Here is a 26,535-nt window from a genome sequence, read left to right as displayed (position 1 = left end):
ACTCCGGCCCGCCGCGCGCCCCGTGCGCAAAGCGATATGGAGACGCGCGTCCGACAGAACGGGGAGGACCACCACTGCTCAGTGCGTCCTCCGTAGGCGGGCGCGACACCGACCCGAGGACGGCAATGACCAGTTCACTCGCCCACACAAGTTCACTTGCGCACACCACGGTGCCCACTGGGGACACCGAACGCCCCTTCTCCGACCGGCACATCGGCCCCCGCGCCGACGACACTCAGGCCATGCTGGCCGAACTCGGCTACGACTCCCTCGAAGCGCTCTCGTCCGCAGCCATCCCAGAATCCATCCAGATCGACGGCCTCGACCTGCCCACGGGCCGCTCCGAAGCCGAGGTCCTCGATGACCTCCGCTCCATCGCCTCACAGAACATCATGCGCAAGCAGATGATCGGCCAGGGCTACTACGACACGATCACTCCGGCGGTGATCCGCCGCAACCTGGTCGAGAACCCCGCCTGGTATACCGCCTACACCCCTTACCAGCCCGAAATCTCCCAGGGCCGCCTCGAAGCACTGCTGAATTTCCAGCAGGTCGTCCAGGACCTCACCGGTCTCGACATCGCCAACGCCTCCCTGCTCGATGAGGCCACCGCCGTCGCCGAGGCGGTCCTCCTCATGCGTCGGGCCGTGAAGAAGGGGACAACCGTCGTCCTCGACTCCGAACTCCATCCGCAGACCATCGCCGTCGTGCGTGCCCGTGCGAAGGCCATGGACTTCCGCGTCACCGTCGCTGACTTGGCCGAAGGTCTCGTGGGCGAAGACATATTCGGCATCGTCTGTGCCCAGCCCGGGACCACCGGCGTCATCCGCGACTTCACCGAAGCCGTCGACGGTGCCCACGACCGCGGCGCGCTCGTGACCTTCGACGCCGACCTGCTGGCCCTGACCCTGCTCAAGGATCCCGCCTCCCAGGGTGCCGACATCTCCGTGGGCTCCGCCCAGCGCTTCGGCGTCCCTCTGTTCTTCGGCGGACCCCACGCCGGGTTCATGGCTGTGAAGTCCGGCCTCCAGCGCCAGCTGCCCGGCCGCCTCGTCGGAGTGTCCAAGGACGCCCAGGGCAAGCCCGGCTACCGGCTGGCCCTGCAGACCCGCGAACAGCACATCCGCCGCCAGAAGGCCACGAGCAACATCTGCACCGCTCAGGCACTGCTGGCCAATGTGGCCTCCATGTATGCCGTCTACCACGGCCCCATCGGCCTGACCCGGATCGCGTCCCGCATCCACCGCTTGACCCAGGCCTTCGCCACAGCTGCGAACACCGCACCCGGCGCCGAGGTGGTCAGCCGTGACTTCTTCGACACCGTGGCCATCCGCGTCAACGACGCCGAAGCAGCCCGAGTCGTCGCCGAACGCGCAGGCTTCAACATTCGCGTCATCGACGACTCCACCATCGGCGTCTCCTTCGGTGAACCTCATACGGTCACCGATGCCAACGGGCTGCTCGAAGCCCTGGGAATCATCGCCCGGATCGACGAAGCGAACTTCGAAGCCGCCTCGGCGGGGACATTCGGAGCCAACCACGTGCCGACCCCGACCTTCGACGCTGCCTTCCACCGCGACACCGAGTTCCTCACTCACCCGATCTTCAGCGCACACGGTTCCGAGACGTCGATGATGCGCTACCTGCGCACCCTGGCCGATCGCGACCTGGCATTGGACCGGACGATGATTCCGCTGGGCTCGTGCACGATGAAGCTCAACGCCGCGGCAGAGATGGAACCCATCACCTGGCCGGAATTCGCGTCCATCCACCCCTTCGCCCCGGTCGAGCAGACCCACGGTTGGCGCACGCTCATCACCCGCCTGGAGAACTCGCTCGTCGAGGTCACCGGCTATGACCGGGTGTCTCTGCAGCCCAACGCGGGCTCCCAGGGTGAGCTGGCCGGGCTGCTCGCGATCCGCAACTTCCATGTCGCCAATGGTGACAGCGACCGCGACGTCGTCCTCATCCCGCAGTCAGCTCACGGCACGAATGCTGCCTCGGCGGTGCTGGCCGGGCTCAAGGTCCAGGTCATTGCGACGGCCGACGACGGATCGGTCGATATGGCCGACCTCGACACGAAGATCGAGAAGAACGCGCAGAAGCTCGCCGCCATCATGATCACCTACCCCTCGACCAACGGCATCTTCGAATCCGAGGTTCGTGAGGTCTGCGAGAAGATCCACGCTGCCGGCGGACAGGTCTACGTCGACGGCGCGAATCTCAACGCCATGGTCGGGCTCGCAAAGCCCGGCGAATTCGGCGGCGACGTCTCCCACCTCAACCTGCACAAGACCTTCTGCATCCCCCACGGCGGTGGCGGGCCCGGTGTGGGTCCGGTCGCGGTACGCGAACACCTCGCCCCGTACCTGCCCGGCGATCCCACCTCACCGGAGCTCGTGGCCGGGGAAGAGGACGCTCACGAACTGCCGATCTCGGCCTCGATGTTCGGCTCCGCCGGCGTTCTGCCGATCAGCTTCGCCTACCTTGAGCTCATGGGCGGCGACGGACTGAAGGAAGCCTCCCGCATGGCGCTGCTGGGCGCGAATTACCTGGCAGCGAAGCTCCATGACGTGTTCCCCATCCTCTACTCGGGTGAGCACGGACTCGTCGGACATGAGACGATCCTCGACCTCCGTGAGGCAACGGCGAAGTCCGGGGTCACCGCCGAGGATGTGGCCAAGCGCCTCATCGACTTCGGCTTCCACGCACCCACCCTCGCGTTCCCGGTCCCCGGCACTCTCATGGTTGAACCGACCGAGTCCGAAGACAAGGACGAACTCGACCGTTTCATCGAGGCCATGCGCGTCATCCGCGCCGAGATCGATTCGATCGGCGACAAGTACTCCTACGAAGAGTCGCCGCTGGCCGGTGCCCCACACCCGGCCACCGTGGTGATGGATGACTGGGACGGAAAGTACTCCCGCGAGACTGCCGTGTTCCCGGTCAAGAGGCTGCGCCAGACGAAGTACTTCCCGCCGGTCAGCCGCATCGACGGTGCGTACGGCGACCGCAACCTGGTGTGCTCCTGCCCACCGCCAGAGGCCTTCGAAATCTACGAGGAAGAGGACGACTGATGAGTACTGAGAATTCGACGCGCGAGACCCCGCTGCACGGAATCCATGCCCAGCTGGGTGCATCCTTCACCGACTTCGGCGGCTGGGACATGCCGCTGAAGTACGGCTCGGAACTGGCCGAGCACCGTGCCGTGCGGGAGGCCGCCGGAATCTTCGACCTCTCCCACATGGGCGAGGTCCGCCTCACCGGCTCCGACGCCGCCGCCTTCCTCGACTACGCCCTCGTGGCCAAGTACTCGAAGATGAAGATCGGCAAAGCCAAATACGGTGTCCTCGTCAACGACGCCGGTTACCTTCTCGACGACCTCATCACCTACCGGATTGCTGAGGAAGAATTCCTCATCGTCCCCAACGCCTCGAACACCCCAACCGTCGTCGCGACCCTGAAGGAGCGCCTGCAGAACTTCCTGCAAGTCGAGTCTCCGGGCGCCGACGCCAAACTCGTCGACGAGTCCGAGGACACTGCGCTCATCGCCGTGCAGGGTCCGAACTCCGAGGCCATCATCCTCCGTGCCCTCGACGAGGGTGCCCACGGGGAATTCGGGCCCAGCACCACCTCGGCGGATGGATCGGCTGCCACCGATGCGGCCGTGACCGGAGCTGCGGACGGTGCGGACGGTTCCGAGGTGAACTCCACCGGCATCACCGTCGGCGAGGCGGTCCGGGAGCTGAAGTACTACGCATGGATGCCGCTGACGATCGCCGGCATCGACCTGATGCTCGCGCGCACCGGCTATACCGGGGAGGACGGCTTCGAGCTCTACATCCCCAACATCGCGGCCGAGCGCCTGTGGGAGACCCTGACGACCGCCGGCGTCGATTACGGCCTTGTGCCCTGCGGCCTGGCCTCACGCGATTCGCTGCGGTTGGAAGCGGGCATGCCGCTCTACGGCAACGAACTCGGCCTCGAGACCACACCCTTCGACGTGGGACTTCGTCGCATGATCGGGTTCACGACGAAGGAGAACTTCGCCGCCCGCGAGGCATTGGCGAAGCTGGGCGAGACCGAACCGCCACGCGTGCTCGTCGGACTCACCTCGAAAGGCCGTCGCGCAGCACGCTCGGGGGCAGAGGTATTCGCCTCGGCGGACGAGGTCGGCGCCGAAGGCGGTACGACGGTCGGGACCGTCACCTCCGGACAGCCCTCGCCGACGCTCGGGCACCCCATCGCCCTGGCGTTCCTCGACCGCGGAATGGCCGATCCGGGCACACCCGTCTTCGTCGACATCCGCGGCAAAGCACACGAGTTCACCGTGGCCGCATTGCCGTTCTACAAACGCGGCGAGAACTGATCCGCCGATCGTGATGTGGTGGCCCCGGTGGCTCGTACACTGGGGGCACCTGCTCACCCACAACGCTGTCAATCAAGCAGAAAAGGACAACCATGGCGCAACTGCCCCCGCTCCCAGACAACTTCACGTACTCCGCCGAGCACGAGTGGATCAATGCCGGAGCCGACGCCATTGTCGGCAACACGGTCAAGATCGGCATCACCGCGGTCGCCTCTGACGCCCTCGGCGAGGTCGTCTACGTGGACCTGCCGGAGGTCGGCGACACTGTCACCGCAGGTGAGACCTGTGGTGAGGTCGAATCGACCAAGTCGGTCTCCGACCTGTACTGCCCCGTGACCGGTGAGGTCACCTCCATCAACGAGGCGACGACCGACAACCCGGGTCTGCTCAACTCCGACCCCTACGGCGACGGCTGGCTGTTCGAAGTCAACGTCACCGAATTGGGCGAAGTGATGGATGCAGCAGGCTACGCAGAGGCCAACTCCCTCTGACACACCCTCCGACCGATGGGACCGACCACGGCTGGATTGTTCTGGCCGGACCGGGCTGGAGCCTCCAAACTGACGGGGCTGGAACCTCCAGTCCTGGGTCGGTCCCATCGATCACACGATAAGAATCGGAGTATCTTCCATGCCACTGAGCGTCTTCGATCTCTTTACCGTCGGCATCGGCCCGTCGAGTTCCCACACCGTCGGCCCGATGCGAGCGGCATCGAGCTTCCTCACACTTCTGGGCGACAAGCTCGGATCCACCACCAGCATCAAGGTTGATGTCTTCGGATCCCTTGCCGCCACCGGTGCCGGACACGGCACCTTCGACGCCATCCTGATCGGACTGGAAGGCTGTTCCCCCGAGCACGTCGAAGCCAATGAACTCACCGCCCGCCGGACCCGCATGTCCGAGACCGGCACGATCCTCCTCGGCGATGCTGTCGGGGGCGGTGTCGAGATCGCCTTCACCGAAGACGATATGGTCAAACGCCCCCTGACCATCCTGCCCCGCCACACCAACGCCATGACCGTCGCCGCATTCGACGCCGACGGCCAGACACTTGCCGAGGAGACCTATTATTCTGTCGGCGGCGGGTTCGTGACCTCCGAGACCGATTTCCTCGAGAAGGAACTGGCCGCCGAGGTTGTCGACGATGAGCCGGCCGAGGATGAGAACGATGACCCCTCGAACGCAGACGAAGTCGCCGGTGGTGACCCCGAGTTCGCCGTTGCCGACTCTGTCATCGACGCCGAGCTGCAGTCCTACAGCGAAGAGCTGCCCTACCCTTTCCACTCGGCGGTCGAGCTCCTGCAGCGTTGCCACGACAACGACATGTCGGTCGCCCAGATCATGCTCGGCAACGAGAAATCGATGCGCGACGAGAACGAGATCCGTCACGGTCTCCTCCACATCTACTCCGTGATGGAGGAATGCGCCTCGGCGTCCCTGGACCGCTCCGGCTACCTGCCCGGCGGGCTCAAGGTGCGCAGGCGCGCCCACGACTGGTACCTCAAGCTCAAGGCCGAGGACCCGGACCGCGACCCGGGCTACTACCTGGAGTGGGTCAACCTCATCGCCATGGCCGTCAACGAGGAGAACGCCTCGGGCGGACGCGTGGTCACCGCGCCGACCAACGGCGCGGCCGGGATCATCCCTGCTGTCCTCCACTATGCGTTGAACTACGTGGACTCGGTGACCAAGGGCGGCGAGGCCGCCAAGCACGCGGCAATCGTGGACTTCCTGCTCACCTCGGCGGCGGTGGGTGTCCTTTATAAGGAGAGAGCGTCGATCTCCGGCGCCGAGGTGGGCTGTCAGGGAGAGGTCGGGTCCGCCTCGTCGATGGCTGCCGGAGGCTTGGCCGCCATCATGGGCGGAACCCCCGAGCAGGTCGAGAACGCGGCCGAGATCGCCATGGAGCACAACTTGGGCCTGACGTGTGACCCGATCTCCGGGCTCGTGCAGGTCCCGTGCATCGAACGCAACGCCATCGCGGCAGGCAAGGCCATCAACGCCTCGAGGATGGCGCTGTGGGGCGATGGGCAGCACAGGGTCAGTCTCGACGAGGTGATCGAGACGATGCGCCAGACAGGCGCCGATATGAGCTCGAAGTACAAGGAGACAGCGCAGGGCGGCCTCGCCGTCAACGTCGTCGAGTGCTGAGAGGCTTCAGCGACCGCGGGTAGGTCTGCGGGCTGGGGCTGGGGCTGTTGCAGCTGGGGGCGGGGCTCTTGCGGCGTCGTGGGGGTCCTGTGGCTGGGGTTTCCGCGCCTGGGGTTCCTGTGAACTCCAGGGCCCATGTCCCCAGAACCCGCGCGGAGTCGCTGACTACGCGCGGCGGAGCGCCCACGGCCCGCTGTGCCTCTTCGAGACCACGGCTGTGTGAGGCTGTCTCTCCTCGAGACCACGCCTGCGTGCCGAAACCACTCCGCGTACACCGGCGTCTGGACGCCTAGGCGTTGTATCGGCCCTGGGTGCCTCCTCCAGCATCATGGGAGCCTGCTGCCACTTGGGCGCACACCCACACCCACACCCAGCCACCTGAAAATCACCCCCGCCACTCATTCCAGCCACCCGGGCACCAGTCTCCAGCGGCTGCGAAAAGTCATCCCCAAGTCACGACCCCAGACCTCATCGAAACGTGGAACAAGTGTGGAACCGCTGTTCCAAAAGTGTTGAAATATAACGAAACGATAACGAAGCACTGCCCCGGAATGAGCGCGGAGGAGCGCCCTGGCGCATCCCAGAGATGCCATGGGGAAGCCCCGGTTCGCTACGTGGGGAACACGCGCGGGAATCGCGACTGAATGTGGCTTGTATCGCCGTTTTCGGAGTTGACGCTCATTCTCAGGTCGTTAAGTTTGATGGCGTGAGAAACGCAGTAGCTGAACCTCAAACGGAAACCGATGTCCGTACTCCAACCATGGAGGACGGACAACACATGTGGAGACTGGCTAAAGATTCGGCCGTTCTCGACCTCAACTCCTCGTACTCCTACATCCTGTGGTGTCGTGATTTCTCGGCCACCTCGACAATTGCGCGAATCGGCGGAGAGCCCGCCGGCTTCGTCACCGGTTACACCCGCCCGGATCGGCCTAACACGCTGATGATCTGGCAGGTTGCTGTCTCATCTGACTTCCGCGGACACGGATTGGCGAAGACCATGCTCAACGAGCTGGCTGATCGCACCAATGCGCTCCGCCTCGAGACGACGATCACCGATGACAACGACGCGTCGAACCGTCTGTTCCAGTCATTCGCTGAGCAGCGTGACGCAAATTGCGAACGACGTGCGCTGATCACCCCGGACCTCTACCCGGACGGCCACGACACCGAATTTCTGTACGAAATCGCACCGCTCTGATGCACCGCTTCAAAGCAGCACTGTAAAGCGTGCTGCCACCAGGCGCACGGGGGGAATCAGATGGTTCCGTCCAAGGACGCCGACTGGCGACTGCCGTACCCGAAACTGATCGGTCGCGGCCACCGCCTGAAGCGCTTGCTCACGAGGCAGGCGCATCCTCCAGAAGTCGAAAGGACTCAAGAGATGACCGACACACCTAAGACAGACAAGCCCGACATCTTCGATACCCGCGAATCAGAGGTGCGAGGCTATTCGCGCTCCTGGCCCGCCACCTTCGCCAAGGCATACGGCGCGAAGCAGTGGGGCGAAGACGGCAAGGAATTCATCGATTTCTTCTCCGGCGCCGGAGCTCTCAACTACGGTCACAACAACCCCGTCGTGATGAACCCGCTGGTCGAATACCTCCAGTCAGGTGCAGTCCTGCACTCGCTGGACATGAAGACCCCGGCCAAGCGCGAGTTCCTCGAAACCTTCCAGGATCTCATCCTCAAGCCGCGCGGCCTCGATTACACTGTGATGTTCCCCGGACCGACGGGAACCAACACCGTCGAGGCTGCCCTCAAGCTGGCTCGTAAGGTCACCGGCCGTCAGCACATGCTCTCCTTCACCAACGCGTTCCACGGCATGACGCTGGGATCGCTGTCGGTGACCGGCAACTCGATGAAGCGCGAAGGCGCAGGCATCCCGCTGACCAACAGCTCGAAGATCCCCTACGACGACTACTTCGACGGAGAGACCCAGGACTTCCTGTGGCTCGAGAAGGTCCTCGAAGACTCCGGCTCCGGCGTCGACAAGCCAGCAGCTGTCATCGTGGAAACGGTGCAGGGCGAAGGCGGCCTCCGCGCCGCTCGCGCCGAATGGCTGCGCGAGCTGTCCAAGCTGACCAAGAAGCACGACATCCTCCTCATCGTCGACGACGTCCAGGCCGGCTGCGGCCGTACGGGATCGTTCTTCAGCTTCGAAGATGCCGGCATCGAGCCCGACATCGTCTGCCTGTCTAAGTCGATCTCCGGTTCGGGTCTGCCAATGGCACTGACCCTGTTCCGTCCCGAGCTCGACGTCTGGGAGGCCGGCGAGCACAACGGAACTTTCCGCGGAAACAACCCCGCATTCGTCACGGCGACTGCCGCGATCAAGAACTTCTGGGCCGACAACACGTTCCAGAATGAATTGGCCGACACGATCGCCGCACTGCACCAGCGCCTCGACTCGATCGTGGAGAAGGCAGAGGGAGCATCCATCCGTGGACGCGGACTCCTCGCCGGACTGCACTTCGAGGACGATGAGGTCGCCGGCAAGGTGGCAGCAGAAGCCTTCGACAACGGGCTGCTCCTTGAGACCTCGGGTCCCAAGGATGAGGTCACGAAGATCATGCCTCCGCTGACCATCTCCTCGCACGATCTGGAACAGGGCCTCGACATCATCGAGGCTGCTGTGCTGAAGTTCGCTCCGGCCGCAGAACCTGCGGCGGTCTGAGCCCGCTCCCAGCTGAGCGCGAGAGACTGAAAACTGAGCTTCGGTTCGCCGAGACTCAACCATGAAACTTCAATGACGCGTTGCCGGTGGATCGGTCGATTTCTCGATTGATCCACCGGCAACCCGTCTGATATCCCGATTGAAAGGACCACGAATGTACGTAGTCAACCGCGATGACCTCAATGACACAGACCGCGACATCAAGTCGGAGACCTGGCGCAGCCGCCGCATGGTGCTGGGCAAGGAACGCGTCGGATTCTCGCTCCACGACACCGTGATCTATGCGGGCACCACCTCGACCTTCCACTACCAGAACCACATCGAAGCCGTGTACTGCGTGCAGGGCAAGGGTACTCTGACCGACCTGGAGACCGGGGAGACCTACCCGTTGTCAGACGGCACAATGTACCTGCTCAACGGAAACGAGAAGCACACCGTCGTTGCCGAAGAGGAGCTGCGCATGGCCTGCGTGTTCAACCCGCCGGTCACCGGCCGTGAGACCCACGACGAGAACGGCGTCTACCCGCTCATCGTCGAAGAGGACTGAGATCCTCCCGTGAGCTGAAAGGCTCCATTCGCCGAGGTGGCCGATCGTTTCGTCGGCCATTGAAGCGTCGTCCGGCCTCCGGGCACAAGGAGTGGTGGTCACGGAACCGAGAGAAGCCCGCATTGAGCGGGGTTGTCCTCGGTCCCGTGGCCACCTTTCTCGTGTATGGGCACTGTGCGAGCGAGCAGAGAGCTGAGTGCGAGTGATGTGCCCTGTGCGCGTTGGCGGTCGTGGGAGAGGCGTGGATCGGTGTTCAGGAAGCCTGTGGGATGTCCACAGGAGCGACGTCAGTCGCTCTGTGTGAGCTGAAGGTGCGCCGATAGGCGCCGGGTGGCACGCCGTATTCGGTCGCGAAATGGGTTCGCAGATTGGTCGCGCTGCCGAGTCCGACGCGCAGGGCGATGGCGTCAACGGTCAGATCCGAGCTCTCGAGAAGCTCCTGGGTCGCTTGTAGCTTCTCCCGACGGAGCCATTCCTGCGGCGAGAGATTGGCACGACTGCGGAAATGCCGGTTCAATGAGCGGACGCTGACTCTGGCGTAGCGTGCCATGGCTGTCACGGTGACATCGGCGAGATTGCGTCGCGCCCAGTGCTCGACATCGTCGTCCTTCGACGACGCGGTGTGCGGTCGGTAGCGAATGAACTGAGACTGGCCCCCGTCTCTGTGCGGCGGAATCACGACGCGGCGGGCCACTTCGTTGGCGATCGCAGCACCGAAGTCCCGGCGAACCAACTCCAGACTGAGGTCGATGGCGGCTGCGCTGCCGGCCGAGGACCATACGCCGTCGTGGACGTAGAGCACGCCCGGATCGACGGTCACGCTCGGAAAGCGGCGAGCCAGATCCTCGGCGTGCATCCAATGCGTCGTGGCGCGGCGGCCGTCGAGAAGACCGGCTTCGGCCAGGACGAACGCCCCGGAGCACAGCGAGACGATCCGGGCGCCGCGGGCGTGCTCCCGGACCAGTGCCTCAAGCAGTGCGGTGGGGGCGCCGTCGTGGATGTTCGCGCAGGCCGGGACGATGATCGTATCTGCGTCGCTCAGCGCGTCGAGCCCACGACCGTTGGGCACCTGCATCCCGAAGCCGATCGTGGTTTCCGGCGAGGTGCCGACGAGCTCGAATTCATACCAATCAGGAGTGAGGTCACGCCGATCGACCCCGAAGATCTCGGCGGCTCCGGCCAGCTCGAAGAGTGGTACTCCGGGCATGGCAACGATGACAATCCGGCGCGTGTCCGATTTCTTTCGCATAGCGACGAGTTTGCCACTCACGGTGGGGGCCGTCAATGGACAACTCTTGAGTTATGGACAAAAGCAAGGCAAACACGGGCCAACTGACTGCGCACATCGGCTTATGGCAGGGAGTCGCCCTGTATGTCAGCGCGATCGTCGGTGCCGGAGTATTGGTGCTGCCCGGCCAGATCGCGAGCTCTGCCGGACCGGCATCGCTGGTGTCGTGGCTGGTGGCGTGTCTGATCGGAGCGCTGCTGGCACTGCTGTTCGTCGGACTCGCCCGCAGATTGCCGGGAGCGGGAGGAATCGCCACCTATGTCGGCGAGGCCTACGGTGCGACCGCGGGCGGATTAGCCGGGTGGGTGTACTTCGTCGCAGGCGCCGTCGGGCAGACGATCGTCCCGTTGACTGGCGGATACTACGTGGCTGAGGCGTTCTCGCTCAGCAGCGGCTGGGCCTACCTCGTCGCGGCGGGGATCCTGGCGGTGGCCGTCGGCGCCAACCTCGCCGGTGCGAAAGTCAGTACGGGTGCGCAGCTGGGCCTGGCTCTATCCGTGTCGCTGGCGCTGCTGATCACCATCGTGGCGGCGATACCGCGCATGGACTCAACCCAGCTGACTCCGTTCACTCCACACGGGGTGCCCCCGATCGGCAGCGGAGTCATCGTGCTCTTCTTCGCCTTTGCCGGGTGGGAGGCGGTGGCTCATCTCGTCGGCGAGTTTCGCAGGCCCAACCGCGATGTTCCCCGAGCAGTCGGCATCACGATCGTCATCGTCACCGTGCTCTATCTCGGGACCGCCGCAGCCGTCGTGTTCACAGGAACATATGGCTCGCCGGAGACCGACCGCATCGCGATCGGGCTTCTGCAGGAAGAGGCATTCGGCGGGCATTCCGCTCTGGCTGCGGCCATCATGGCCGTCGTCATCAGCCTGGGGACCACCAACGCGTTCATTGCAGGTGTGTCCCGACTCGGCTACTCCCTGGCCAAGGAGAAGTGGCTGCCTCGTCCGGCGGCATATGTGTCCAACTCGGTGCCTGTCGGCGGGGTGCTGGCTGTGGCTCTGATCGCCTTCGTCGGCCTGGGGCTCGCGTGGCTGATGTCCTGGGGTACGGAAACCCTGGTGGTCATTCCCTCGACCCTGGTCGTCTTCGTCTATCTGGCGGCCGCCGTCGCAGGAGTCAAGCTGCTCAAGGGCAGGGAGCGTGCCGCCGCAGCAGTCTCAGTCGTGCTCATTGCTGTGGTCGTGCCCTCGTCGCTGGGCTATGTGCTCATTCCACTCATCGTGATCGGGGTGGCTCTGATCATGCGGTTCGCGCTCAGGAAGTTTGATGGTCCCGCCGCACCGACTGCAAGTTCGAGCGCGATTGCGAGTGTGCGGTCGCGGTTGCGTGAGGCTATGAAGACTGGGGAATGAGCTGGGCGACAAGAGCCACCTCGAAGTCGGTCAGGCGCTGACCGAGATCACTCTCGGATGGTCAGTTCTGCCCCGTGCATATAGCCGCGGGATCCTTCGAACGGACCCAACGCTTCGTCGACAGGCAGCCCCAATGCGCCGAGATCGGCGGTCTGGCTGCCCCCGGCTGCCTTCGCCGTGAGATTTTGGCCGTACCGGAGTCGGCCGATGTCGGCATCAGTGACCGTCCAGATGACCACCTGTGGTGGATCATCATTGGTGAACGTCAATCGACGGGCATCGGCCGTGACCGACCACCCGGTCGCCTCGGCGAGGGATTTGGCCAACTCCGTACGATCCACAGCCATGGTAACTTCCTCCTAGGTATAGAACAGTGACAACCACATCGGGCGCCCCAGAGAAGGGGCGCCCGATGTGCATTCAGGATCAAGGTGCCGACAGCATCACTCGTCGTCCGGGCGAACCTTCCTGCCGCGGTCCTGCCAGAACTTCGCCGTGGTGACTTCGTCTGTGCCGTCCCAGGCGTCGACGTCGGTGTTGATGCGCTTGAACGTGGGCAGATCGGAGCGGTGGAAGACCGGCTCCAGGCCCTGTCGACGCTGCTGTTGGTAGTTCTTCAGCAGGTTGAACACCAGCGGTGAGAGCATCAGCAGAGCGAAGAGGTTGATGAGGGCCATGATCGCCATAAAGATGTTTGCTGCGGTCCAGACGATGTCCAGTGCGGCAATCGCACCGAGGAAGACCGACACCATCACGATCAGCTGGTACACCCGGAGGGCGACCTTGCTGGTGGTCAAGTGCTCGATATTGGCTTCGCCGTAGTAGTAGTTGCCGAGGATGGACGAGAAGGCGAAGAGGAAGATCGCGAAGGTGAGGAAGTGGATCGCCCACTGGCCAAGCTGCCCGCTCAGCGCCGTCTGCGTCAGCTGGATTCCCTCGCCGGAGCTGCCATATTCGGGGTTCGAGAGCAGGATGATGAATGCGGTGATCGAGCAGACGAGGATCGTGTCGAAGTACACGCCCAGGGCCTGGACGAATCCCTGCTTAGCTGGGTGGGAGGCCGACGCCGTTGCGGCGGCGTTCGGAACGGAACCGATTCCGGCCTCGTTGGAGAACAGACCGCGCTGCACGCCGATGAGCATGATCGAACCGAGCGTTCCACCGGCGATCGAGTTCATGCTGAACGCATCGGTGAAGATGGTGACGATCATATCGGGGACAGCGCCGAGGTTGAGCGCCACGACGATGATCCCGACGATCAGGTAGAGACCGGCCATGATCGGCACCAGGTATGCGGAGACGTTCGAGATGCGCTTGGCTCCGCCGACGAAGATCGCATAGGCGCCGACGGCGATGACCGCACCGGCGATAGCGGTGAATGCGAAGTTCGAATCCTCGATGTTGAACGATGCCCCGACAGCGTCAACGATCGAATTCGACTGCACCGTGTTGAAGACAATGCCGTAGGTGATGGCGACGATTATGGCGAAGAGCACACCGAGCCATTTCATGTTCATCCCGTGTCGGATGTAGTAAGCCGGGCCGCCGCGGAAGTCCGGACCATCCTTCATCTTGTAGACCTGGCCGAGCGCGGATTCGGCGAACGCCGTGGCACCGCCGACGATTGCTGTCAGCCACATCCAGAACATCGCTCCGGGGCCGCCGAGCGAGATGGCCAGGGCCACCCCGGCGATGTTAGCCGTGCCCACCCGCGACGCGGCAGAGATAGAAAAGGCCCGGAACGGTGAGATGTTCCTATTGCCCTCGGAATCTCGTCCGCCCGGCTCGGCAAGTGTGCGGAACATTTCGGGGAGTAGCCGCACTTGGATCGCTCCGGTGCGGATCGTGAAATACAAGCCAGTGGGAATCAGCACTGCAACGAGTACGTAGGACGATACGGAATCAATGCCGTCGAGTGCGGTCTGCAACATCTCCATGGAACTGAGCCTCCTTCGGCAATCATGCGGTCAGAGGTTCGGGCGGATGATTGCCTGAACGTCCGCTGTGTACCTCTTCAGTCTGCCACTAACCCACTCCTGCAGTGCACAAGCTCAGGGCGTTTGGCTCATTGAAGACAATGAGACGGTCGGACGAGCAGACGGAATCACGGCCGCACGTCGGTGAAGCTGATGCTTGGCCCAGCCAGGGTTCACGTTGCGTCTACCCAGGCATCATCCGGCCATTGCTCTGGGTGCTTAGTCTGATCCGCAACGAACTGCATCATCGGTCGCTCACCGCCGTCCTGAGCCGCCGTCAGCCGAGGAGTCCCCGACATGCCCATCACTCTCTTGAATCACTCCGCCGCCGAGGTCACGCACACTCGTGTGCCCCCGCTGGTCATCGCTCACCGTGGAGCGTCCGTGCAGTATCCCGAGAACACCATCCCCGCCTTCGTCGCCGGCATCGATCAGGGTGCGGACATGATCGAGATCGACGTGCACATGAACCGGGAAGGCGACCTCATCGTCATCCACGACGACACGTTCGATCGCACGACGAATGTCCGAGCCCTTCACCCTGACCGTGCTGATGTCTGCGTGGGCGCCATGACGACTGCCGAGATCGCTGCCCTCGACGCTGGCAGTTGGAAGGGGCCGACCTTCGCCGGGGTCGGAGTCCCTCACCTCGCCGAGGTGCTGGAGCTGGTGCACGCGACGCGCACCGGCCTTCTCCTCGAGGTCAAGCATCCCGCTCAGTATCCCGGAATCGCCGAGGCGCTCGTTGAGTCGCTGACGGCTGTGCCCGATTATCTGGACCGGGCTTTGGCTGCGGGAATGCTCGTCGTCCAGTCCGGCGACTGGGCCTTCGTCCGCGAATTCCACGCCCTGGCACCTGAGATCCCTGTCGGTGTGCTGGGCAGACCCTGCCCGGACGAACTGCGCGACTTTGCTACATGGGTCGATCAGGTCAATCCTCAGTACACTGCGGCCGATGCCACGTTCCTCGGCCACGTCCACGAACTGGGAATGTCGAGTCTGGTGTGGACCGTCGACAGCGTCGAGGACATGGAGAAGGCCGTCGACCTCGGCGCCGACGGCATCATCACCAACCTGCCGGATCGCCTGGTCCAGGTCGTCGAAGACCTCTGACTCCCGCCTGCGCTCTGGTTGGGTTTTCCTCCCGGCGGCGTGAGGATCGACTCCTGATGCCGACCGTTTCGTGCGCCCTACGGTGGAGGCCATGGTCAATTTCATATCCTCGGCGCAACGCCTCCTCGCCCAGGTGATCATGCCCGTCCTTGCCCTGGCGGTCTTCATCGGTCCCATACTCGGGCAGGAAAATCCCGCGACGCTGCTCGACGTCTTCGGCCTCTGGCCGGCACTCATGATTCTCATCGCAGCCGCCGGACTCGTCGGAGTGGTGCTCATTGTCGCCCGCCTGCGGGCATTCGGCGCCCGGCCCCGCCCGTCGAGTCAGGAGTCCTCCCTGGTGGAATGAGTCGCCGGTTCTCAGCGGAGGCCTTCGGATGAGACGCTGGGACCATGGCCAATGAACTCGCGTCGTCCACCAGCCCGTACCTGCGCGCCCATGCCGACAATCCCGTCGATTGGCGGATGTGGACGAAGGACAACCTCGCCGAGGCGGCCCGTCGTGACGTGCCCCTGCTGATCTCGATCGGCTACTCCACCTGCCATTGGTGCCACGTGATAATCGAGTCCCTTCAGAATCAGGTTCTGACTCCCGAGCCCCGTGTTCTAGGCGTATTTAACGCCATCTAGCTCTTCGAGAGCTACAGGGACTATCATCGATTCTGCCCTCTAATGCATCACGTAAATGCATCACGAAGTGCACATCGCGGTCTGCTCAGAGTAGGCCGCGCACGACAAAGGGACCACAACCATATGGTCGTGGTCCCTGCTGTTTGAGTCAATCGTCGTTCAGGAAGTTCGAGCGATCAGTCTATCTAACTGCGCACCTTGCGAGGCCTGTGAATCTTCGGCGGTGGGAGCGCTGCGGCCAGACGTTGTTCGAGGTTGGGCCGGGTTCGTCGACTCCGGCAGGACCCTCCAGGCCGCGATGAGAGCCGCCAGCAGGATCGGCACGTTGATCCAGAACACCCACTGCCACTGCGCCAGGTCCACGAGCCCTCCGCCGACCAGGGGGCCCAGGGCGGAGCCAGTGCTGAAGCCAGCGGTCCAGACTCCGTAGGCCAGGGCCCGCATGCGGAGCCCGGGAAACGTCACTCGGATGATGGCGACGGTGCCGGCGATCAGCAGGGCCGAGCCGATGCCCTGCCCGATCCGCGCGGCGATCAGCACCGCACCAGTCGGCGCGAGTCCGGCGAGCATCGCGCTGACGATCGCCACGCCCAGGCCGAGGAGGTAGATGCGTTTGCGACCGTAGCGGTCAGCCACGACTGCGCTGGGAATCAGTACAACTCCGGCGGCCAGGGGGTATATGTCGGCAGCCCACAGCGATTGCATGGTGCTCAGGGACAGCGCGTCGTTCAGTGTTGGCAGGGCTACGGTCACTTTGGTCATGTCCGTGCCGCCGACCAGCATCACGGTGCCGAACACTGCCAAGACGCCAATCAGGGTGCGGTTGGGGGTGGGGGGTCTCGCATCATTCATCGTCAGTGCCATTCGAAGGTTGGGATCAGGGTGTCTGGTTCCAGTCTGGGAAGCACCGACCACCCGTGTCCAGGTTCCGTTTTTCACCAGAATCATGCACGATAAGTGCATGATTGATTCGCGGCTCAACCTTCTGATCGCCGTATGCGAGTACGGCACCGTCACCGCTGCCGCCGAAGCGCTCTACCGCAGTCCGTCGGGAGTCTCGAAGCAGCTCAAGGAACTCGCCGCCGAATTGGACGTCGACCTGCTCGAACGCCACGGCCGCCGCGTGAGGCTGACACCGGCCGGGCAGCGCCTGGTCACCCACGCCCGCGCACTCAACGCGCAGTGGGAGACCGCGCTGAGCGACACCACCGCTGCTGCCCGGCAACTCTGCGGACCGGTCACCCTCGGCGGGTTCCCCACGGCAATCTCCTCGTTACTGACCCCGGCCGTGGTGCGGTTGAGAAAAGATCATCGCCTGCTGCAACCGGTCATCAAGGAGGTTTTCTCGAGTGAGACCCTGACCGCACTGGAATCCGGGACCATCGATCTCGGGCTGTTCGTGGCGGACGAGGCCACCAGTCACGTCGCCGACAGCCACGTCGAGGTGATCAGTTTGCTTGACGATCCGATCGATCTGCTTGTGCCCGAAGATCACCGGTTCGCCCACAGCACCGGAGTCAGTTTGGAGGACGCGGCAGACGAGGAATGGATCTCTGGCCACGCCCACCAGGACGCCTACATCGAACTGCTGGCCGCGACTCGCGCCATCGGGTACGCCCCGCGAGTGGCGCATTTCGCCCAGGAACTCACCGCCACCACCGCCATGGTCGCCGCCGGTCTCGGCATCTCCGCCGTCCCGCGGATCGCCATGTCCGGCTTACACCCGAGGGTGGTCCAGATCCCCCTGACCGGCGACCAGATGCCACGACGTCGGATTATGCTCGCCCTGCGTCGTGGATCCCACGACAACCCGCGCATCGCCACAGCCATCACCGCCCTGCGCGACTCCGCCACAGGCTCCGAGGCCCTGCAACCCCACGGGTCGGTCAGACACGACACGATGCCCACTGACACCTGACCCGTAGTCAGTGACCATATCAACGCTCGAAGTTCGGCGGTCGGCGCAGGGCTATCGAACCGACGTTTCAACGGGAACGTCGAATCGATACATCAGTGGCTCACCATTCGTGAGGCCGACGAAAGCAGGACGACCTACTGGTGTGTACCCGGCTCTCCACGCTTGGTCAGTGGCCTCGTCATCAAGCTTGATAACACTTTCTCCACGTTGGTAGACGGACTGAATGCGCTTGGCTTCGATCTGATCAGTAGCAGCAATCTCAACTCTCAACATCGGCATACGACGACAGTAGGCCGGTTCCCTCTGAACGTTCCCGTGGGCCGAACCTGACCAGTTCCTGTAAATGCAAATGGGCCGTTTTCGGAACAAGAAAGCCTGATCGCCTACGATGCGGTTTACCTATTGCTGCGCATCGTCCCGATCCCCGCCTCACATCCAGTCTCGGTGCCCTCACAGGCAGGTCTGCTCCCTCGAGGCAGATACGGACCAGCACGGACACGGCAGCGCGGGTCATCCGGACGTTGCTGCAGGTCTCTCAGTGCTTCGCGACGTCGCGAATGGCGACCAACGATCCGGCTAAATGCTTATAAGACGACGGCTCAAGTGGACGTTGTGACGAGGCAATAGCCTAATGTTCGAGTGAGCAGGGCAGGAGATCGTTCGGCCATGTGGTGACAGAAGCCGAAGCCATAGTCGGTGACGATGTCGGCCCGTCGCTTCAGATCGCCAGGGAGCCACCAAAGTTTTTTCGGCGCGCACAGGAAAGTCGAGTTCGCTGTTTATGGTGAGCCCTTCTGCTCATCAGGGTAGGAGAGCGGACTGAGCTGTTTCATTTGGTCTATTCGACGAAGCGGCCGCGCGATACCGCTGAACCAAAATGCCGAAATCATTCGACGGTCAACATAATACCGACGTGACTCAATCGTCGATCGCGACGTGCGAGCACGAGGACGCGCCACGGGTGACCGTCGATCCCGACGACCCGGCGCTCGACGACGACCGGGTCGCGGTGCTCTCCTGGTGCCACGCGAGCACGCATCCAGACTGGCCGACGAAGGGTTTCGATCCCGCAGCCGCCCTGACGCCCGAGACACGCATGAGGATGGGCGGCGACGTACTTGTCACTGCGTGGGCCGCGCGGCAGCGGGCAAACGCGCCCCAAGTCGGCACATACGAGGCCGCGGTCAACAATATGCTCAGCCGGATGCGCGATCAGCCCAACCACGGCCGCCAGTTCTACCTCTACAGGGTCTGTCTCGACCTCGAGGTCATCGTCCTCGACGAGATCTGCCCTGCGGAGAGGACGTTGCCCTTTACCTCAACTACCACGAGGATCCCGGCTTCCAACCGGTCGCCGTCCCGATCCCGGATGCCTGGGACGCCGACTGTGCGAATGAGGCCGTTGCGGCCCTCGAGAGTGCTTCGGACGCGCGGGTCAGGGGGGGGTGCCCCTATGTTTTTCGTCAAGGGGTAAAGGTCAGGTTTCTCTAGAATATTCGGTCGGGGTCGAGGGGCAGGGGTGATCTGTCCGGGAACTGTCTCCCGGACTGATCAGGCACTTCGCTTCGACACGGTTCAGGCAGCGGTGGCCACCTCGGGTGCGTGGAAGTAGGTGCCATCGCGCAACATCGCGTACAGCACGTTGCATCGCCTTCGTGCCAACGCGATCAACGCCTGATTGTGCTTCTTATGCTCGGCACGCTTCTTGTCGTAATACGCCCTCGACAATGGGTCCTTCAACGCCGCGAAGGCCGACAAAAACAGGGCCCGTTTGAGGATCTTGTTACCCCGCCGCGACGAGTGATCACCCCGAATCGATGTCCCCGACCGCCACGTCACCGGCGCCAGGCCGGCATACGATGCCAGGTGTCCGGCAGACTCGAAGTCCTTACCCACCACCTCGGTCAGGATCCTCGCCGTCGTCCTGACGCCGACTGCCGGCATCGACGTCAGGAGCCCGAAAAGCGGATGCGCCTGGACCAGCTGTTCGATGCGTACCAGCACTTCGTCCCGTGACGTGCGTGTCTTCGCCAATGAAGTTGCCAACTGCGGCAGCACGAGCCCGGCCGCGTCGGTGCCCGACACCACGACCGTCTGCCCGTCTAAGGCGGTGAAGATCGCTGCCGCCCACCGTTTCCAGGCCCGCGGTGCCTGCTTGCGCAGGAGAGTCTCGACTCGGTGTTTGCCGGCGTGCCGCAGGGCCTTGGGCGTCGGGTACTTCGCCAATAGCGCCAGCATCGCTGGGTGGTCCAGGTGCGGGCCGATGGCGGTCTCTAATCCGGGGTGGATCTGGGTCAGCAGGCCGCGGATCCGATTCGATGTCGCCGTGGCCTGCTTGGCCAGGTCATCGTCGTAGCCGCACAGCATCGACAGTTCGGCGACGTTCTCATCGGCAATCCGGATGCCCCGCAGAGTGTGGGGCATGGTCCGGGCGGCCTCGGCGATGATCGCGGCATCCCTGGCATCGGTCTTCGCCTCACCAGGGTGTAAGTCGGCGATGCGACGCATCGCCAACCCCGGCAGGTAGGCAACCGGGATTGCCTCGGCTTGAGCCACCGCCACCGGCAGGGCCCCGATCGTGGCGGGCTGGTCAACGACGACGAGCAACTGCCCGTGCTTACGCAGTCGGGTGATCAGGGCCTTCAGTTTCGTTTCGTTCTGCGGCAGCGCCTTCGACAACAGTTGTTTTCCGTCGCGGTTGAGGGCGACGGCGTGGTGGTTGTGTTTGCCGACATCGATGCCGATGAATACGTCGATGTCAGCGTGGTTGGTGATCATGTCACTCATCTTCTTCGACTCATGTGATCGGATATTGGTTGTGGTTGGGCTGGCCGGTGATGTTAGGTGTGGCTCCAAGGTTCGGCATCCACGTTACGGTCGGGCTCAAGGCATGTGTTCTGCCAGTGGTTCTGGCCCCTATCAGCGATTTCCCTGGTGCCTTCGAACCCCGGTGACTACACCCCCCTGATCATGGTGACTGGGGGACTAAATCATGCCGGGATCCTCAGGCCAGCGACCCCTTCTATCCTGACGGATGGTAGGGCTACTTAAAAGGTAACGGGGACCGGAAAGCTGAGCGGCTCAGGAGGCCGGCTGGATCTCGCTCTCGACGACCCACTTGTGGTTGGTCATCGTCATGCCGTCGGCCTCGTAGTCGACCATGTAGACGGTCTGGTCGGTGGAGGAGGCGATGGTGGCCTTCGCGCCCTTCATGCCCTTCATGTGCTCGGCCTCCAGGGTGACCTCGGTGCCGTCGGCCAGGCGCTGGTCCCCGGCGTCCTTGAGCTCCTCCTGCACGACCCACTTGTGGTCCTTGACGGGCTCGCCGCCGGTGGTCGGGGTGAAGTTCACCGCGTATGTGTACGTGTCGTAGGCCCCGGCGATTGTGGCCTTCGCTCCGTCCATGCCCTCCATGTGGTCGGCGGTGAGCGTCACCTCGGTGTCGATCGGGTATTTAGGGGACGCAGCTTTCTCGATACCGGCGGGAGCGGGGCCTCCGTCCATCGGGTGCTCCATCCCGTCGTCGCTGCCGGTCGAGCTGCTGCTGCCGTGGTCCTGGCTGGTCTCCGAGGGCGTCGCCTGGTCCTGGTCTCCGCCGGTGCTGCAGCCGGTGAGCACGAGCGCTCCGCCGAGCACTCCTGCGGCGATGGTCGTCATGGGGTGCTTTCGCATATGGTCTCCTATCCATTGTGTCTAACCTGACCAACCTTATACCCCTATAGGGTACCTCGCCAAATGGTCGATAGGCCTGCACGGCGAGCCGGTGGCTCCGACCCGGCGGCGGAGACCGCAGCAGTAATGTTGCAGTCCCCGGCGCGTCGAAGGGTCAGGCCATGTTGGCTGCGTACTTGGCCGGGTCGGAGTCGAAAGTCGGTCCGCAGCCGGCGCAGCAGAGCCAATAGCGCTGCCCGTCGTAGTCGCGGAAGAGGCCCTGTGCCTCGGCCGCCTTCTTGCTGACCGGGTTGCCGACCATGACAGGGCAGGTGGTGGTGTCCTGGCCGCCGTCGGCGAGGAGGTCTTCGCGGCCGTCGGCCTCGACGGCGGGGCGCTCCGCGCCGGTCGTGCCGCAGCAGCCGGAGCCGGCGCTGGCCGGTGCCTCGGCGGTGGATGCCGCCTGGGCAGGGGAGGTGCTGCAGCAGCTGGCGGGTGCCTGGGATTCGTTGTTCATTCTCGGTACATACCTTTCGTGTTTTCGTGTGGGTGCGATGAGTGCCGCGGCCTCACTGCTTGGCGACGCTGCGGAACCCGCGCAGGCGGAGGCTGTTGCCGACGACGAAGACGCTGGAGAACGCCATCGCCGCGCCTGCGAGCATGGGGTTGAGCATGCCCAGCGCCGCGACCGGGATGGCCGCGACGTTGTAGGCGAAGGCCCAGAACAGGTTGGACTTGATCGTTCCCAGGGTCTTGCGGGAAAGCCGGATCGCGTCGACCGCTGCCCGCAGATCCCCGCGGACGAGGGTGATGTCGGAGGCCTCGATGGCGACATCGGTGCCGGTGCCCATCGCCAGGCCGAGGTCGGCCTGCGCCAGAGCGGGGGCGTCGTTGACGCCGTCGCCGACCATCGCCACGACCTTGCCCTTCTCCTGCAGGCGTGTGACGACGTCGACCTTGTCCTTGGGCAGGACCTCGGCGACGACCTCCTCGATGCCGACCTCGGCGGCGATTCGCCGGGCCACGGCCTCGTTGTCGCCAGTGAGCAAAACCGGCGTGAGGCCCAGGCCCTTCAGGCCCTGGATCGCCTCGGCGCTGGTGGGCTTGACCGCGTCGGCGACGACGAGGATGCCGCGGGCCTGTCCGTCCCAGCCGACGGCGACGACGGTCTTGCCCTCGTCCTCGGCTGCGGCCTTGGCAGCGGCGACATCGGGGGAGAGGTGCTGGGACCAGTCGGCCAGCAGGGACACCCGGCCGACGAGCACGCCGCGGCCGTCGACGACTCCCTGGACGCCCTTGCCCTCGATGTTGGCGAAATCCTCGGAGGTGGGCAGCTGCCCGACCTCCTGGACTGCGCCCTTGGCAATGGCCTGGGCGATGGGGTGCTCGGAGGCGTCCTCCAGAGCGCCCGCCAGCCGGAGCACCTCGGCACGATCGGTACCGGGCTCAACCACCACATCGACCAGGGTCATCTTGCCGGTGGTCACGGTGCCGGTCTTGTCGAGGACGACCGTGTCGACCTTGCGAGTGGACTCCAGGACCTCGGGGCCTTTGATGAGCACGCCCATCTGCGCGCCGCGGCCGGTGCCGACCAGCAGTGCGGTCGGAGTGGCCAGGCCGAGGGCGCAGGGGCAGGCGATGACCAGGACCGCGACCGCGGCGGTGAAGGCGGCGGAGGCGGGGAATCCGGCTCCCAGCCATGCGCCGAGGGCGATGACCGAGATGGCGATGACGATTGGGACGAACACGCCGGAGATCCTGTCGGCCAGGCGCTGGACGGCGGCCTTGCCGGTCTGGGCGTCCTCGACGAGTTTGGCCATCTGGGCCAGCTGGGTGTCGGAGCCGACCCGGGTCGCCTTCACGGCGATCCGTCCACCGGCGTTGACGGTCGCGCCGGTGACCGGGTCGCCCGCGACGACCTCGACCGGCACGGACTCTCCGGTGAGCATGGACGCGTCCACGGCCGACGTCCCGGCCACGACCGTGCCGTCGGTGGCGATCTTTTCGCCGGGGCGGACGACGAACTCGTCGCCGACGGCCAGCTCGGAGGTCGGGATCTTCACCTCGACCCCGCCGCGCAGAACCGCGACTTCCTTCGCGCCGAGCTCGAGCAGGGCGCGCAGCGCGGCACCGGCCTGGCGCTTGGAGCGCTTCTCGAAGTAGCGGCCGGCGAGGATGAACATCGTCACCCCGGCCGCGGCCTCGAGGTAGATGTTGCCCGCGCCGTCGGACGGAGCGATGGTGAACTCGAAGGGATGCGTCATGCCTGGCGTGCCGGCGGTGCCGAGGAACAACGCGTAGAGCGACCATAGGAACGCCGCGGTCGTGCCCATCGAGATGAGGGTGTCCATCGTCGCCGTGCCGTGCTTGAGGTTGACCCACGCGGCCTTGTGGAACGGCCAGGCGGCCCACACGATCACTGGCGCGGCCAGGGCGAGGGATGCCCACTGCCAGTAGGTGAACTGGAGTGCGGGGACCATCGCCATCGCGATCACCGGGACGGTGAGCACGATCGCGCCGATCAGGCGGTGCTTCAGCGATGTCAGCTCGGGATCGTCGTCTCCGCCGTCGTCTGTGGTCGGGCCCGACACCTGCGCGTCCTTGGGCTTCGGTGGGGCGGCGGTGTACCCGGTCTTCTCGACCTCGGCGACCAGCAGTGCCGGGTCATAGCCTTCCGGGACGGTGATCTTGGCTTTCTCGGTGGCGTAGTTGACCGTGGCGGTGACGCCGTCGAGCTTGTTGAGCTTCTTCTCGACGCGGTTGGCGCAGGGGGCGCAGGTCATCCCGCCGATCTCGAGCTCGATGCCGGCGTCCGCTATCAGCGGCGATGGAGTGTTCGTTGCAGCTTGGGTGCTCACTGCATGTCCTTTCCTGTTGCTTCTTCGTCGATGGTCTGGCTCTTTGGCGGTCAGTGGCCGTCCGAGTGCGATTCCTCGTCTGTCTGGGTGGCGTCGCTGTGAACGGCGTCGACTACGAACTGTGCGGTGTGGACCTGCCCGTCGATTTGGAAGTCTAGGTACAGCAGGTAGCGGCCCGCGGTCGGGACCTCTGCGCCGAACCCGACGTCCGGGCCGCCGGTCGACCCAGGCTCAGGCTCGTCACCGGCAGGGTGCACGTGCAGGTAGGCGAGGTCCCCTTCGCGCAGCGCGACCAGGTGGCCGAATGCTCCGAGGTAGGGCTCGAGCGTGGTGACCGGCTCGCCGTCGCGCTTGACGGTGACCGCCAGGTCGCTCGTGGTGCCAGCCGTGAGGTCGCCGTCGAGAGTGACAGTGAACCCGTCGACCTCGTCGGTGCGCGTCGGCTCGGCCGTGACCGAGGTGTAGTCGCCCGCGACCTCGACGCTGCGGGTGAGCGTGACGCCCTCGGCGTCCTGCCCGGCGGGGGTGAAGTCGGCGTAGGCGCGGTAGGTGCCGGCCTCGTCCCAGGTCCACGGTATCGACCACGTGCTGGTGCTCTTGTCCAGGACCGGGTGCACGTGCCGGAAGTGCGTCCCGTCAGTGCGCACCACGATCAAGTGCAGGTCCTTCTCGTGCGCGACGGTGTACTCGGTGACTGGCTCCCCTGCCTCATCGAGGATCCGGAAGCTTAGCGTGCCGGAAGCGTCGGTCCCTGCCGGTGCCTTCACCGGCGAGAGGGCGTAACCGTCGGCGCTGGCCGAGACGCCGTTCACGGCCTCGTTTGCGGACTCCTGCACGGATCCGCCGTGGCCGTCGCCGTGCGTGCCCTTTTCGCTGCTTTGTGCCCAGGCGGTCACGACGCTGTCGGGGACAGCGACACCGGCGAGACCGAAGGCCCCGCCGAACGCTACCACCAGTCCAGCGCCGTAGGCCGCGAGCCTGACTGGTGCTTTCATCAGCCGCGCACCGCCGAGTAGCCGGCCTCCTCGACCGCGGCCAGGACCTTAGCGTCGTCGACGTCGCCCTCGGCCGTGACCTCGAGTCTGCCCGTCTGCGCACTGACCTGGATATCGGTCACGCCGGCGATCTCGCCGACCTCCTCGCGGACCGACATCTCGCAGTGCCCGCAGGTCATGCCCGTCACCTGGTACTTGTTCACAGCCATCGGAATTCCTCCTCGCTTCGAGATACCCCCAGCGGGTACCTGTATGAGTACCATATACCCCCTCTGGGTATTCCCGCAAGACGAGCGCGATCGCCAGCGTGGTCGTCGACGAGTCCCAGTGGCGGCATGGCGATTGTGGGGGCGGTACACCACAGGGGTAGGGTAAAGCTTGTGTTGATCGCGATCTCCGAATCCAGGCGCAGCATGCGCAGGGTGCCGCTGCTGATCGCTCTCGTGACGCTGCTGATCGCCGGGCTCCTCGGCATGCACGCGCTGGCCAGCGGATCCATGGCCGCGACTGCCGCCGTGACCTCGTCGGGGCATGCGCCCTCGGCATCGCCCGCCGTCGCGGACCAGGCGGCCGCCGCCCCCGTGTCAATGACGTCCGGATCTCACGGCACGGTCCACGGCTGCGCGGACGCCATGAGCGGCGGCTCCACCTGCGTCTCCGTGCCGACCGACAAGAGCGTTCCGGCCCTCCCAGCCCCGTCCACCGCGAGCCTGCCCGGACCCGTCTTCGCAGTCCTGTCGATGCCGCCGCCCGAGACGCCTCGCCGGCTCGCGCTATCGCACCTGGAGCTGTCGATCTGCCGGACGTGAGCAGCTAGGAGCCCGATCCGGCGCTCCTCGCCTCCTCGGCGGGCCCCTGACCCTGCCGTACCTGCCACAGCATCGCACACCCATAGCCCTGGTCCTCTTCCGAGGGCCTACGCCGCCTGCGTCTCCGATTACCTGTGATCGTCGAGCGCAACCGGCTCGATGCCGTGGCACCGCTCACCATCGACACAGAAGGAC

The 26,535-nt window shown here is 64.6% G+C and carries 23 protein-coding genes and 1 pseudogene; 14 read left to right on the top strand and 10 right to left on the bottom strand.

Annotated elements, in window-relative coordinates:
* Positions 1-125 precede the first annotated feature (125 nt).
* The 7 genes from gcvP to BLT92_RS07085 all read left to right on the top strand — a co-directional run bounded on the left by gcvP (position 126) and on the right by BLT92_RS07085 (position 9,744).
* Entirely contained in the window at positions 126-3,077 is a 2,952-nt protein-coding gene (gene gcvP, locus BLT92_RS07115; protein ID WP_092104381.1) for an aminomethyl-transferring glycine dehydrogenase, read from the top strand.
* On the top strand, positions 3,077-4,369 hold the full coding sequence (locus tag BLT92_RS07110; RefSeq protein ID WP_092104379.1) for an aminomethyl transferase family protein: 1,293 nt from the start codon (positions 3,077-3,079) through the stop codon (positions 4,367-4,369). Before gcvP ends, BLT92_RS07110 begins: the two co-directional genes overlap by 1 nt.
* Before the next feature lie 92 nt (positions 4,370-4,461).
* A complete protein-coding gene (gcvH, locus tag BLT92_RS07105; RefSeq protein WP_197679683.1) occupies positions 4,462-4,860 on the top strand; it encodes a glycine cleavage system protein GcvH in 399 nt (132 codons plus the stop codon).
* A 139-nt stretch (positions 4,861-4,999) separates the two neighbouring features.
* Positions 5,000-6,520, top strand: coding sequence for an L-serine ammonia-lyase (locus BLT92_RS07100; protein ID WP_092104377.1), 1,521 nt, complete (start codon positions 5,000-5,002; stop codon positions 6,518-6,520).
* Between the two features lie 760 nt (positions 6,521-7,280).
* Positions 7,281-7,721, top strand: a complete 441-nt coding sequence (ectA, locus tag BLT92_RS07095; protein ID WP_172802567.1) for a diaminobutyrate acetyltransferase — start codon at positions 7,281-7,283, stop codon at positions 7,719-7,721.
* A gap of 183 nt (positions 7,722-7,904) precedes the next feature.
* Positions 7,905-9,197 (top strand): diaminobutyrate--2-oxoglutarate transaminase, encoded by a 1,293-nt coding sequence (gene ectB, locus BLT92_RS07090; protein ID WP_092108922.1) that lies wholly within the window; start codon positions 7,905-7,907, stop codon positions 9,195-9,197.
* 154 nt (positions 9,198-9,351) lie between these two features.
* Positions 9,352-9,744 (top strand): ectoine synthase, encoded by a 393-nt coding sequence (locus tag BLT92_RS07085; protein ID WP_092104373.1) that lies wholly within the window; start codon positions 9,352-9,354, stop codon positions 9,742-9,744.
* Between the two features lie 253 nt (positions 9,745-9,997).
* On the opposite strand, the gene BLT92_RS07080 is transcribed toward BLT92_RS07085, so the two are convergent.
* The gene (locus tag BLT92_RS07080) at positions 9,998-10,993 is read right to left on the bottom strand and encodes a GlxA family transcriptional regulator (RefSeq protein ID WP_172802566.1); all 996 of its coding nucleotides are present in this window, start codon (positions 10,991-10,993) and stop codon (positions 9,998-10,000) included.
* 53 nt (positions 10,994-11,046) lie between these two features.
* Here BLT92_RS07080 and BLT92_RS07075 point away from each other — a divergent pair, with 53 nt between their 5' ends.
* Complete coding sequence (locus tag BLT92_RS07075; protein WP_092104371.1) at positions 11,047-12,390, top strand: APC family permease; 1,344 nt, start codon at positions 11,047-11,049, stop codon at positions 12,388-12,390.
* 47 nt (positions 12,391-12,437) lie between these two features.
* On the opposite strand, the gene BLT92_RS07070 is transcribed toward BLT92_RS07075, so the two are convergent.
* Both BLT92_RS07070 and BLT92_RS07065 read right to left on the bottom strand, forming a co-directional pair.
* Positions 12,438-12,737: a hypothetical protein gene (locus BLT92_RS07070; protein ID WP_092104369.1), complete on the bottom strand. Its 300-nt coding sequence runs from the start codon at positions 12,735-12,737 to the stop codon at positions 12,438-12,440.
* A 96-nt stretch (positions 12,738-12,833) separates the two neighbouring features.
* Positions 12,834-14,327: an alanine/glycine:cation symporter family protein gene (locus tag BLT92_RS07065; RefSeq protein WP_092104367.1), complete on the bottom strand. Its 1,494-nt coding sequence runs from the start codon at positions 14,325-14,327 to the stop codon at positions 12,834-12,836.
* Positions 14,328-14,663: 336 nt separating this feature from the next.
* Here BLT92_RS07065 and BLT92_RS07060 point away from each other — a divergent pair, with 336 nt between their 5' ends.
* The 3 genes and pseudogenes from BLT92_RS07060 to BLT92_RS07050 form a co-directional block, all read left to right on the top strand.
* On the top strand, positions 14,664-15,479 hold the full coding sequence (locus BLT92_RS07060; RefSeq protein ID WP_092104365.1) for a glycerophosphodiester phosphodiesterase: 816 nt from the start codon (positions 14,664-14,666) through the stop codon (positions 15,477-15,479).
* A gap of 91 nt (positions 15,480-15,570) precedes the next feature.
* Positions 15,571-15,828 (top strand): hypothetical protein, encoded by a 258-nt coding sequence (locus tag BLT92_RS07055; protein ID WP_092104363.1) that lies wholly within the window; start codon positions 15,571-15,573, stop codon positions 15,826-15,828.
* 44 nt (positions 15,829-15,872) lie between these two features.
* Positions 15,873-16,064, top strand: a pseudogene (locus BLT92_RS07050) (DUF255 domain-containing protein); the annotation flags it as partial.
* 204 nt (positions 16,065-16,268) lie between these two features.
* On the opposite strand, the gene BLT92_RS07045 reads toward BLT92_RS07050, so the two are convergent.
* Positions 16,269-16,961 carry an MFS transporter gene (locus BLT92_RS07045; RefSeq protein ID WP_092108917.1) on the bottom strand — a complete coding sequence of 231 codons (693 nt, stop codon included), beginning with the start codon at positions 16,959-16,961 and terminating at the stop codon, positions 16,269-16,271.
* Positions 16,962-17,070: 109 nt separating this feature from the next.
* On the opposite strand from BLT92_RS07045, the gene BLT92_RS07040 reads away from it, so the two are divergent.
* Together BLT92_RS07040 and BLT92_RS07035 are read left to right on the top strand one after the other, a co-directional pair.
* Positions 17,071-18,027 carry a LysR family transcriptional regulator gene (locus BLT92_RS07040; RefSeq protein ID WP_092104360.1) on the top strand — a complete coding sequence of 319 codons (957 nt, stop codon included), beginning with the start codon at positions 17,071-17,073 and terminating at the stop codon, positions 18,025-18,027.
* Between the two features lie 913 nt (positions 18,028-18,940).
* On the top strand, positions 18,941-19,501 hold the full coding sequence (locus BLT92_RS07035; RefSeq protein WP_197679682.1) for a hypothetical protein: 561 nt from the start codon (positions 18,941-18,943) through the stop codon (positions 19,499-19,501).
* A 101-nt stretch (positions 19,502-19,602) separates the two neighbouring features.
* Here the strand turns inward: BLT92_RS07035 and BLT92_RS07030 are convergent, their stop codons facing one another.
* The 6 genes from BLT92_RS07030 to BLT92_RS07005 all read right to left on the bottom strand — a co-directional run bounded on the left by BLT92_RS07030 (position 19,603) and on the right by BLT92_RS07005 (position 25,740).
* Positions 19,603-20,805, bottom strand: a complete 1,203-nt coding sequence (locus BLT92_RS07030) for an IS110 family RNA-guided transposase (protein WP_092104358.1) — start codon at positions 20,803-20,805, stop codon at positions 19,603-19,605.
* A 303-nt stretch (positions 20,806-21,108) separates the two neighbouring features.
* The gene (locus BLT92_RS07025; protein ID WP_092104356.1) at positions 21,109-21,699 is read right to left on the bottom strand and encodes a YdhK family protein; all 591 of its coding nucleotides are present in this window, start codon (positions 21,697-21,699) and stop codon (positions 21,109-21,111) included.
* 154 nt (positions 21,700-21,853) lie between these two features.
* The gene (locus tag BLT92_RS07020) at positions 21,854-22,195 is read right to left on the bottom strand and encodes a hypothetical protein (RefSeq protein WP_092104355.1); all 342 of its coding nucleotides are present in this window, start codon (positions 22,193-22,195) and stop codon (positions 21,854-21,856) included.
* Between the two features lie 52 nt (positions 22,196-22,247).
* Positions 22,248-24,461 (bottom strand): heavy metal translocating P-type ATPase, encoded by a 2,214-nt coding sequence (locus BLT92_RS07015; protein ID WP_092108915.1) that lies wholly within the window; start codon positions 24,459-24,461, stop codon positions 22,248-22,250.
* Positions 24,462-24,586: 125 nt separating this feature from the next.
* A complete protein-coding gene (locus BLT92_RS07010; protein WP_092104353.1) occupies positions 24,587-25,531 on the bottom strand; it encodes a hypothetical protein in 945 nt (314 codons plus the stop codon).
* On the bottom strand, positions 25,531-25,740 hold the full coding sequence (locus BLT92_RS07005; RefSeq protein ID WP_092104351.1) for a heavy-metal-associated domain-containing protein: 210 nt from the start codon (positions 25,738-25,740) through the stop codon (positions 25,531-25,533). The genes BLT92_RS07010 and BLT92_RS07005 overlap by 1 nt, the downstream gene beginning before the upstream one ends.
* 171 nt (positions 25,741-25,911) lie before the next feature.
* Between BLT92_RS07005 and BLT92_RS07000 the strand changes: the two genes are divergently transcribed.
* The gene (locus tag BLT92_RS07000) at positions 25,912-26,340 is read left to right on the top strand and encodes a DUF6153 family protein (RefSeq protein ID WP_092104350.1); all 429 of its coding nucleotides are present in this window, start codon (positions 25,912-25,914) and stop codon (positions 26,338-26,340) included.
* Positions 26,341-26,535 lie beyond the last annotated feature (195 nt).

It is taken from the genome of Brevibacterium picturae (assembly GCF_900105045.1).
Taxonomy (GTDB): domain Bacteria; phylum Actinomycetota; class Actinomycetes; order Actinomycetales; family Brevibacteriaceae; genus Brevibacterium; species Brevibacterium picturae.
Note: the sequence above shows the minus strand (reverse complement) of the source record. Positions and strands in the feature narration are given on the sequence as shown.

Bases quoted from the DNA above. Each gene is read 5' to 3' on its own strand.
- BLT92_RS07080 (WP_172802566.1), bottom strand. From the start codon at position 10,993: ATGCGAAAGAAATCGGACACGCGCCGGATTGTCATCGTTGCCATGCCC.
- BLT92_RS07015 (WP_092108915.1), bottom strand. From the start codon at position 24,461: ATGACCTGCGCCCCCTGCGCCAACCGCGTCGAGAAGAAGCTCAACAAG.
- ectB (WP_092108922.1), top strand. From the start codon at position 7,905: ATGACCGACACACCTAAGACAGACAAGCCCGACATCTTCGATACCCGC.
- BLT92_RS07030 (WP_092104358.1), bottom strand. From the start codon at position 20,805: ATGATCACCAACCACGCTGACATCGACGTATTCATCGGCATCGATGTC.
- gcvH (WP_197679683.1), top strand. From the start codon at position 4,462: ATGGCGCAACTGCCCCCGCTCCCAGACAACTTCACGTACTCCGCCGAG.
- BLT92_RS07040 (WP_092104360.1), top strand. From the start codon at position 17,071: ATGATTGATTCGCGGCTCAACCTTCTGATCGCCGTATGCGAGTACGGC.
- BLT92_RS07010 (WP_092104353.1), bottom strand. From the start codon at position 25,531: ATGAAAGCACCAGTCAGGCTCGCGGCCTACGGCGCTGGACTGGTGGTA.
- BLT92_RS07085 (WP_092104373.1), top strand. From the start codon at position 9,352: ATGTACGTAGTCAACCGCGATGACCTCAATGACACAGACCGCGACATC.
- ectA (WP_172802567.1), top strand. From the start codon at position 7,281: ATGGAGGACGGACAACACATGTGGAGACTGGCTAAAGATTCGGCCGTT.
- gcvP (WP_092104381.1), top strand. From the start codon at position 126: ATGACCAGTTCACTCGCCCACACAAGTTCACTTGCGCACACCACGGTG.
- BLT92_RS07060 (WP_092104365.1), top strand. From the start codon at position 14,664: ATGCCCATCACTCTCTTGAATCACTCCGCCGCCGAGGTCACGCACACT.
- BLT92_RS07065 (WP_092104367.1), bottom strand. From the start codon at position 14,327: ATGGAGATGTTGCAGACCGCACTCGACGGCATTGATTCCGTATCGTCC.
- BLT92_RS07020 (WP_092104355.1), bottom strand. From the start codon at position 22,195: ATGAACAACGAATCCCAGGCACCCGCCAGCTGCTGCAGCACCTCCCCT.
- BLT92_RS07025 (WP_092104356.1), bottom strand. From the start codon at position 21,699: ATGCGAAAGCACCCCATGACGACCATCGCCGCAGGAGTGCTCGGCGGA.
- BLT92_RS07045 (WP_092108917.1), bottom strand. From the start codon at position 16,961: ATGAATGATGCGAGACCCCCCACCCCCAACCGCACCCTGATTGGCGTC.
- BLT92_RS07110 (WP_092104379.1), top strand. From the start codon at position 3,077: ATGAGTACTGAGAATTCGACGCGCGAGACCCCGCTGCACGGAATCCAT.
- BLT92_RS07005 (WP_092104351.1), bottom strand. From the start codon at position 25,740: ATGGCTGTGAACAAGTACCAGGTGACGGGCATGACCTGCGGGCACTGC.
- BLT92_RS07055 (WP_092104363.1), top strand. From the start codon at position 15,571: ATGGTCAATTTCATATCCTCGGCGCAACGCCTCCTCGCCCAGGTGATC.
- BLT92_RS07070 (WP_092104369.1), bottom strand. From the start codon at position 12,737: ATGGCTGTGGATCGTACGGAGTTGGCCAAATCCCTCGCCGAGGCGACC.
- BLT92_RS07100 (WP_092104377.1), top strand. From the start codon at position 5,000: ATGCCACTGAGCGTCTTCGATCTCTTTACCGTCGGCATCGGCCCGTCG.
- BLT92_RS07075 (WP_092104371.1), top strand. From the start codon at position 11,047: ATGGACAAAAGCAAGGCAAACACGGGCCAACTGACTGCGCACATCGGC.